Annotated in this window: 1 protein-coding gene; it reads right to left on the reverse strand. The window is 55.7% G+C overall.

What is annotated here, in order from left to right:
* Positions 1 to 8: 8 nt before the first annotated feature.
* On the reverse strand, positions 9 to 776 hold a 768-nt coding region (locus tag N5098_RS15120), incomplete at its 5' end, for an IS5 family transposase (RefSeq protein WP_267638721.1).

Consider the following 776-nt stretch of genomic DNA (forward strand, 5'->3'; position numbering starts at 1 on the left):
GGCCGTGTTTAATCACCTGAAGGGAGTGGAATCTCCTGTTCTGCGGCCTTCCTGATGTTGTATACTGCACACATCAGCGCAAGTTCACGGAATTCTCGATACCAGGAACGCGCTCGCAGGGCGACGCCCAGCGAGCGCTTGACCGAGGAGAAGACACTCTCAGAGATGGAGCGTTGCCCGTAGAGATCGTCGTCGATCCGGGCGTTGTGTGCGTGATCGTAGGGTTTGTTGATGCAGTGTTTGATCAGTGGTCGAATACCGATCTCGCGCAGATACTCGCGTAACCACGTACAGTCATATCCTCTGTCAGCGGCAAGTGCCTGCAACTCGCCCGCGTGCCGGCGGGCGAGTTGCTTGCAGATATCGGCGTCACTTCCGTCTCTCGTGGTCGTGCAGTGCAGATCAAGGATAACGGTCGTGTCTGTATCGACGAGTTTCGTTGCTTTGAGCTTCTTTACGTCGTAATCAGTCCGATTGCAGTACTTGCGACTTGCTGGTGACCGCTCAAAGAATGTGGCGTCAAGTGCAGCGAGATCGCCGGTGTCGTGCAGCTGCGCCGACTGGCGCAGCAGCACTCGGCAGATGTCCATCTCAATGTTGTCGAAAGCAAGACATAACGTGGATGGATGCGGGAGATTGGCCGGCTCAAGGCCAATCTCCCGCGTTATTTGTGGCATTTCGGTCAAGAGGTCAATCGTCATCCGATAGGTTGTATCGAGGTAAATCCGCAGGCAGTGGAGTGATATCATCGCATAATCGGCGAACCCGCCGCCCCC

Origin of the sequence: Halovenus rubra, from assembly GCF_026586665.1 — an archaeon.
GTDB classification, from domain to species: domain Archaea; phylum Halobacteriota; class Halobacteria; order Halobacteriales; family Haloarculaceae; genus Halovenus; species Halovenus rubra.